This window comes from Pseudoalteromonas sp. MQS005, from assembly GCF_001661605.1.
Taxonomy (GTDB): domain Bacteria; phylum Pseudomonadota; class Gammaproteobacteria; order Enterobacterales; family Alteromonadaceae; genus Pseudoalteromonas; species Pseudoalteromonas tetraodonis.
This window is the reverse complement of sequence record NZ_LYRQ01000090.1, coordinates 1-8,365: the sequence shown is the minus strand read 5'-3', so window position 1 is coordinate 8,365 and position 8,365 is coordinate 1. Positions and strand designations below refer to the sequence as shown.

At 41.1% G+C, this 8,365-nt stretch carries 5 protein-coding genes; 2 read left to right on the top strand and 3 right to left on the bottom strand.

Annotated features, from left to right (window positions below):
- The first annotated feature begins 125 nt into the window (after positions 1 to 125).
- The gene (locus A9479_RS18980; protein ID WP_064664279.1) at positions 126 to 2,600 is read left to right on the top strand and encodes a penicillin-binding protein 1A; all 2,475 of its coding nucleotides are present in this window, start codon (positions 126 to 128) and stop codon (positions 2,598 to 2,600) included.
- A 48-nt stretch (positions 2,601 to 2,648) separates the two neighbouring features.
- On the opposite strand, the gene metL is transcribed toward A9479_RS18980, so the two are convergent.
- Together metL and metB are read right to left on the bottom strand one after the other, a co-directional pair.
- A complete protein-coding gene (gene metL / locus A9479_RS18975; protein WP_064664280.1) occupies positions 2,649 to 4,994 on the bottom strand; it encodes a bifunctional aspartate kinase/homoserine dehydrogenase II in 2,346 nt (781 codons plus the stop codon).
- 49 nt (positions 4,995 to 5,043) lie between these two features.
- Positions 5,044 to 6,291 (bottom strand): cystathionine gamma-synthase, encoded by a 1,248-nt coding sequence (gene metB / locus A9479_RS18970; RefSeq protein ID WP_064664278.1) that lies wholly within the window; start codon positions 6,289 to 6,291, stop codon positions 5,044 to 5,046.
- Positions 6,292 to 6,489: 198 nt separating this feature from the next.
- On the opposite strand from metB, the gene metJ reads away from it, so the two are divergent.
- Positions 6,490 to 6,810: a met regulon transcriptional regulator MetJ gene (gene metJ / locus A9479_RS18965; protein WP_008115021.1), complete on the top strand. Its 321-nt coding sequence runs from the start codon at positions 6,490 to 6,492 to the stop codon at positions 6,808 to 6,810.
- Positions 6,811 to 6,879: 69 nt separating this feature from the next.
- Here metJ and A9479_RS18960 read toward each other — a convergent pair whose 3' ends face one another.
- Complete coding sequence (locus A9479_RS18960; RefSeq protein WP_064664277.1) at positions 6,880 to 8,121, bottom strand: malic enzyme-like NAD(P)-binding protein; 1,242 nt, start codon at positions 8,119 to 8,121, stop codon at positions 6,880 to 6,882.
- Positions 8,122 to 8,365 lie beyond the last annotated feature (244 nt).

Genomic DNA, 8,365 nt, shown 5'->3' with positions numbered 1-8,365 from the left:
AACTTTGCCTTTGTTTTAATAATAAACAAGTTATAATTTATATCTTAAAAAATATTATTCAATTTTTAATCAATATATACTAGCAGTCTCAACCTGTAATTGGGAGTCCGTTTAGGGAAATATCAGTGATTTTATTAAAAAGAACTTTACAATTTTTGATCATTTGTGCATTACTTGCACTAATTACATTGCTCAGCCTTTATTACTACGTTAAATCCGATATTCCCAGCGTGCAAGTTTTAAAAAACGTGCAATTACAAACGCCTATGCAAGTATTTACTAAAGATGGGCTTTTAATCAACCAATTTGGTGAAAAAAGACGGATCCCTGTAACTATAGACCAAATTCCCCAGCCTTTATTGCAGGCTTTTTTGGCAACTGAAGATAACCGCTTTTACGATCATATCGGTATTGATCCAATTGGTATTGTGCGCTCAGCGCTAGTACTTATTTCTACTGGTGAGAAAAAGCAAGGTGCCAGTACTATTACCATGCAATTAGCTCGTAACTTCTTTTTAACACGAGAAAAAGCCTACATTCGTAAAGTAAAAGAAATATTTATTGCCATTCATATCGAAAATCTCCTCTCAAAAGATGAAATATTTGAGCTTTACCTGAATAAAATAGAATTAGGAAATCGTGCCTTTGGTATTGGTGCTGCGGCGCAAGTTTATTATGGTAAAGAACTAAAAGAGTTAACTCTTGCGCAAATGGCAATGATTGCTGGTTTACCAAAAGCCCCTTCGGCACTTAATCCTATTCGTAATCCAGAACGTGCTAAAGCAAGAAGAAATGTGGTGTTAGGAAGAATGCTTGAAGAGAAGTATATTTCAAGAGCGCAGTATAATGAAGCCACTAACCAACCAATTACCGCATATTTTCATGGAGCTGAAATTGACTTATATGCGCCGTACATTTCAGAAATGGTACGAGCAGAAATGGTGTCACGCTACGGTATAGATAAAGCCTATAACTCAGGGTTTAAAGTGTACACCTCTGTTGAATCAGATGTTCAAAAAGCAGCACAAACAGCTCTAGTTTATAACCTACATGCCTACGATATGCGCCATGGTTTTAGAGGCCCTGAAGCCATATTGTGGGACTCGCAAACAGAGCCGCCATTAACGCAGTCGAAATTATTAAACACTTTAAAAACTGTTAATGAATTTGGCCCTTTAAAAACGGCTGCGGTGTTAAGCGTGAGCGATAAAAGCGCTGAAGTTATACTTAAAAGCGGCGAGCGCACAACCCTTACTTGGGATAACCTAAAATGGGCACGTAAGTTTATTACACGCTATCGCCAAAGCTTTGCGCCTGAAACAGCAAGCGATATATTAACGCCAGGCATGCAAATATGGCTGCGCAAAAATGACGATAATAGCTATATTTTAAGTCAAATACCTGAAGCGGCGAGCGCCATTGTTTCTTTAGACCCACAAGACGGGCGCATAAAAGCCATTGTTGGTGGATATAGTTTTGAACAAAGCCAATATAACCGAGCTGTACAAGCTAAACGCCAAGTAGGCTCAAATATTAAGCCGTTTATATATTCAGCTGCGCTTGAAAAAGGCTACACACTAGCGTCAATTTTAAATGATGCTCCTATAAATCAATGGGATAAGAGCCAAGGCGTTGCATGGCGACCAAAAAACAGCCCAGCTATTTATAATGGCCCAATTCGCATTCGTCGTGCTTTAGCCCAATCTAAGAATGTAATTTCCGTACGCTTATTAAGGGGCGTTGGACTGCAAAGAACAGCCGATCATTTATTAAAATTTGGTTTTGACGATAAAGATATAAATCGTAGTGAGTCACTGGCATTAGGCAGTGCATCCATTACGCCGCTTGAATTAGCTCGTGGGATGAGTGCTTTTGCTAATGGCGGTCACCTAATTGAGCCGTACTTTATTTCACAAATCCAAGATGCAATGGGTAATACGTTATTTAAAACCAATCCCACCATTATTTGTGATGATGAAACGACAACACCTAGCTCGCTAATGTTAGGTGAGCAAGTAGCACCAAATTGCGCGCCGCAGATCATCTCTAAACAAAATGCATTTTTAATTGCCAGCGCAATGAATAGTGCTATTTGGGGCGGTGGTAGCTGGTCACATAAAACTGGTTGGAGTGGAACAGGCTGGCGTGCACAAGCGCTAAAACGTCGCGACCTTTCTGGTAAAACAGGCACGACTAATGATTCTGTAGATACTTGGTTTAGTGGCTTTAACCGCGATGTGATGACATCAGTTTGGGTTGGCTTTGATAACCCAGGTAATACACTGGGACGCTCAACCTACAATAACAACTTAGGAAGTGGTCAAATATCAGGTGCTGAGTCAGGCGCAAAAACAGCTCAGCCTGCATGGGTTGATTTTATGCGCGCCGCACTGGATGGTAAACCTGCTGCGCCCATCGAACCACCTGAAGGCTTAGTTTCTATTCGTATTGATTTAGAAACCGGATTATTAAGTCATAAAAACGATTACACCAGCCGTTTTGAATACTTTGAAAAAGGCACCGCTCCTACCAAGTATGTGTTATCACAACCAAATGATATATTTGAAGAAAACACTAAAACTGAAGAAGAGCTATTTTAAATATAGCGAACAGTAAAAAGGCCGCAAATTAGCGGCCTTTTTGATGGTCTAACTAATATTTTGTACCAACCAGTATAAGTCAGAGTGAACGCCAGCAGCAGTCACTTCTTTACCCGCACCGGGGCCTTGTATCACTAATGCGTTTTGGTTATACCACTGGGTATTAATCACAAAAATATTATCGCCAGGGGTCAAATTCGCAACCGCTTCGCTTTTTGGCACATAGGCAATCCCTACCTTAGCGTTTAGCGTGTTGTTTTCAAACTCTAATAACCCGGTGTAGCACAGTGCAGCATTTTGTTGCTGAGCCGCTTGCGCATGCTGCTCAATAAACGCATCTAAACGAGCCTTATTATCAATAAAGTCATTCCAGCTGCCTGCACTTAACTCATCGGGCATCAATGCGGATAAAGAAATGTCATCAAGTTCCAATTCAATACCTAATTCACGTGCCAAAATAAGCAGCTTACGTTGCATATCTCGCCCAGATAAGTCTTCTCGAGGATCCGGCTCTGTGAACCCCAAAGCTTGTGCTTCAAGGACTAAATCTGAAAACGCTTTACTGCCATCATACATACTGCATAACCATGACAGCGTGCCTGAAAACACGCCTTCTATTCGCGTTATTTTATCGCCACTATTTTGTAAATCAGCCAAGGCAAAATTAATCGGTAGTCCGGCCCCTACACTTGCATTATAACGCCAATGTAAGCCACGTTGAGCAAGGCTTTCACGTAGTGTTTGATACCACGAAAGCGATGCGGTTCCCGCGTATTTATTAGCACTAATTAGATGGCAGTTTAATTCAACTAACTTACTATAAAGCTGACTAAAATGTTCACTGGCGGTAATGTCGATCACTATTTTATGTTCATACTCAAGAGTATCTATGTATGACAATAAATCGGCTTGTTTATAGGAGCTTGCATGGTTTTCCCATTGAAGTTGCCAGCTTTCACAGTCTAATCCATTAGCATTCACCAGCATCTGCTCTGAGCGTAAAAGCGCTACTAACTTGACGTTAAAATCAGTTGATAAGCGTGCTAGTTGAGCAGGTAATTGGCGCATAAACTCAGCACCTACATTACCAAGTCCTGCAATAATTAAAGCTATTTCTTGTGCTTTATTAATGAGCTTGTCATGCAACAAGCTCAGCACATCACTTTCAAGTACTTGATCGGTTAATAGTAACGTATACCCCTCACCGTAATGGGTAAACCGAGGCTGGATAGATTGTGTTTGTAATAAGGCTTCACTTTGCTTACCAAGCGGCGCTACCTCTTGATCAGGTGCAATAATCGCCACCCCATTTAAGTTTGACTCACTAATATTGGCGCGGCCAGCAAAATAATTAGCCACCTGATGTGTCGCTGACGCAGGGACTAGTAAGTAGATTTCGCCTTCGTGTTCAAAGTGATGCAAACTATGCTGAATAAGTTGGCTAACATGTGCTACTTCGCCTTCACTCAGATCATCAACAATGAGTAAATCCACATTATTTACTGTGGTTAAAAAGCGTTTTTGTTTACTCATTCCTAGTTTAACTATTTCGGTATGACTGCCTTGAGGATCGTAACTACTGAGAACAACTAATTCTATATCGGTATCTTTTAATGGCGATAATGTTTTAGCGTGTAATACTGGATTACCTAACCTCGCTAATAAATTAGCTTGATCACGGCACACTCGCGCATACTTAACCGCATTAGCAACCTTACGCGGATCAGTACTAAAAACACCTTGAGTGTCAGTCCAAATAGAGACTTTTTTAGCATTGCAATACCGCGCTAATAAAGTAGCACTGTAATCACTGCCATTTCGCCCTAAGGTCACTGTTTCACCATGTAAATTAGCCGCAATAAACCCAGTAACTACATTAATTTTACTCGTCTGTATGGCTTTTAAGCACTGCTGCTGATTATTAGCATGCTGCAGCTGCCCGCCATCTAACGTAAATAACTGCCTAGCGTCGTGGGCGCAAGCGCTAACATTAAGCTGCTCTAAGTAAGCGCTTAATAACCTTGCAGACCACAATTCACCATGAGCTAATAACGCAGCTTCAGCTAATGTCCCTTGCTTAGCCTGCTTGGTAATAGTACTGAGCTCAGTTTCAAGTAAATCAAGCGCATGGTGCTTAGCGTTAGCTATTAATAATTGCTCAATCAGGGCTATTTGATGATTACTCAATAGCAATACAATATCAGCAATAGCTTGAGTGTCTTGCTGTTGATAGCTTTGCCACAATTTAACTAAGGTATCGGTGGTTTTACCGGCAGCCGATACCACCACACAATCCCCTGCATGAGCGTGAGTTAAAATAATATTTGCGACACTTTTAAAGCGATCCGCTGAGCTTAAACTCGAACCACCAAATTTATGAACCTGATTTACCATATTAATACCGACTCGCATTTATGTTTTGTATTTTGAAGGTTGGTATGCACTACCATAACGCCGGATGCGCCGCGTTTAACTTTGCTGAACCAAATGACTCACTAGCACCACTTTTTGCCGATAGGCCGGTATCGGCTTGCCCTGGGCGCACCAAATTAAATACCCTGTCTAAGTCAGCGAGTAAATCATTTACATCTTCAATACCCACCGAGATACGAATAAGCGTGTCGCCTACTCCGGCTTCTGCACGCGCGGTTGCGTCCATGCCTGCGTGGGTCATAGTCGCAGGGTGACAAATCAAACTTTCTACGCCACCTAATGATTCCGCTAAGCTAAATTCATTTAAGCGCGTTAAAAACGCTGCAGCATCGTTTATATCGCCTTTTATATCAAAGCTAACCATAGCACCAAAGCCAAGCTGCTGCGCCTTAGCTAGCGCATGTTGAGGGTGTGATTCAAGACCTGGGTAGTAAACTTGGGCAACAAACTGGGAGCGTTCTAAATACTGTGCAATGGCGAGTGCATTTTCTTGGTGTTGCCTTAAACGCACGTTTAAAGTACGTAAGCCTCTGAGCGTTAAATAGCTATCAAATGGCGCGCCGGTGATGCCAATGTTATTTGCCCACCACGCTAACTCTTCACCTAACTCAGCAGTCGCTGCGATAACCGCGCCACCAACAACGTCTGAATGGCCATTGATATATTTTGTGGTTGAGTGCACCACAATATCAGCGCCAAACTTAATCGGGTTTTGTAATGCTGGCGATAAAAATGTGTTGTCGGCGGCAACCAGTGCACCACACTGTTTAGCTGTATCAGTTACCGCTTTAATATCTGTTAAGCGTAAAATAGGATTGCTAGGTGTTTCAATCCAAATCAGCTTAGGTTTAATAGCAAGAATGCGTGCCAAACTGTCGCTTTTGGTAAAATCGACCACTTCTAGTTTTAATAAGCCGCGCTTTTCTAGCGAAGTAAATAAGCGATAGCTGCCCCCATAACAGTCATGAGGGATCACTAACGTATCGTCACTATTAAGTAATTGTGTTGTTAGGTGAACGGCTGCCATGCCTGTTGCGGTAATAATGCCTTTAGCGCCACCTTCAAGCTCCGTGAGCGCCTCAGCCAAAATGTCACGATTAGGGTTACCACTGCGGCCATAATCATATTGACGCTTTGTATCAAAGTCAGCAAATGAGTAAGTTGTTGATAAATAAAGCGGTGGAACAACCGCACCATGCTGTTTGTCGGCTTCTATTCCACTACGAACAGCAATTGTTGCCTTATTTTTTTCACTCATTTTCGCTACCTTTACTAATTTGGATGTTTAGACGTCTAAAAGGTAGCGCATGCAATTTAAGATGTCAAAACATTTAAATGTCTAGATAGCTAAATAACTAGTATTTGACTATCTTTTTTAAACCGATAGAATTTCACGCATATTTACACGCTTTGATGCTGTGTGAGCAATTTATAATCTGAGGCAACGATACATCTTATGGCTAAATGGAATGGTGAATATATTCACCCATACGCAGAACACGGGAAAAAATCCGAACAAGTAAAGAAGATCACCGTTTCGATCCCGCTAAATGTATTAAAAGTATTAACTGATGAACGTACTCGTCGTCAAATAAACAACTTACGTCATGCAACAAATAGCGAGCTTTTATGCGAAGCGTTTTTGCATGCGTTTACCGGGCAACCGCTGCCTAATGATGATGATTTGCGTAAAGATAACGCAGAAAAAGTACCTGAAGAAGTGAAGAAAATAATGCAAGAAATGGGACTAGAAGTGCCTATTTTAAATGAAGACTAGAAGGGTCTTTATACAAAAAAACCTCAGCAAATGCTGAGGTTTTTTTTTGCGCTAATTTACACTTAACAATTACGCCATGTAGTTTTCTGGCATATCAATTTGTGCCACACCTGAATCAACCGCCGCCTGCGCAACCGCTTTAGCTATACGTGGTAACAAACGTGGATCCATTGGTTTTGGTATAATATATTTAGCACCAAACTCTAATTTATCGATACCTGCGGCAGTCAGCACTTCAGCCGGTACGGGCTCTTTAGCAATACTGCGAATCGCTTCTACGGCAGCAATTTTCATCTCATCATTTATTACACTGGCACGTACATCTAACGCACCACGGAAAATAAACGGAAAACACAATACGTTATTAACTTGGTTAGGGTAATCAGAACGACCTGTAGCCATAATTAAATCGTTACGTGCCGCGTGTGCTAGTTGCGGATCGATTTCAGGATCGGGATTTGAACAAGCAAATACAACTGGGCGGTCAGCCATTAATTTTAAATCTTCAGGGGCTAATAAATTAGGGCCCGATACACCCACAAATACATCGGCATCTTCAATTACATCTTGTAAAGTGCGCTTATCGGTATTGTTTGCAAATAATTGCTTATATTCATTTAAGTCATCACGACGCGTGTGAATAACCCCTTTGCGATCTAACATATAAATATGTTCACGCAACGCGCCACACTTAATTAAAAGCTCCATACAGGCAACAGCTGCAGCGCCGGCACCTAAACATACAATAATCGCATCTTCAATTGCTTTGCCCTGTACTTCCAGCGCGTTTAGCATACCCGCAGCCGTTACAATCGCAGTACCATGCTGATCATCATGAAAAACAGGAATGCTACAACGCTCTATTAGCGCTTTTTCTATTTCAAAACACTCTGGCGCTTTAATATCTTCTAAATTAATACCACCAAACGTGTCTGCAATATTCGCAACCGTGTTGATAAAGTCTTCGGTTGTTCGATGCTTAACTTCTATATCAATTGAATCTAGGCCTGCAAAACGTTTAAATAATAATGCTTTGCCTTCCATTACTGGTTTTGAGGCCAGAGGGCCTAAATTACCTAAGCCTAAAATTGCGGTGCCGTTAGTAATAACCGCAACCATATTTCCTTTACCAGTATATTTGTAGGCATTTGCTGGATCAGCGGCAATTTCACGAACAGGTTCTGCGACACCGGGGCTGTATGCGAGCGCGAGGTCTTTAACCGTCTCAGCGGGTTTGCTCAGCTCAATACTGATTTTACCTGGAACGGGATGGGCATGGTAATGTAGTGCTTGTTCACGAAAATCTGACATAACGCGATTATATCCTGCAATTTAAGTTAAAGTGAGAGGTAGTTTTAATCTACGATACCTTTATTATTTTTAAATTCCAAGCAATATCAGGTCTATCCTGTTATATGCTAGAACTGTTAATTTTAAGTGATTTATCAGCAACTTCCCTAGATTATCCTGACATTTTTAAAATATAAATTCGTCATAAAAATGAAAAACACAGGTACTTTTTGCCCTTGTTCTATTTTTATAAAGCGTATTTTTT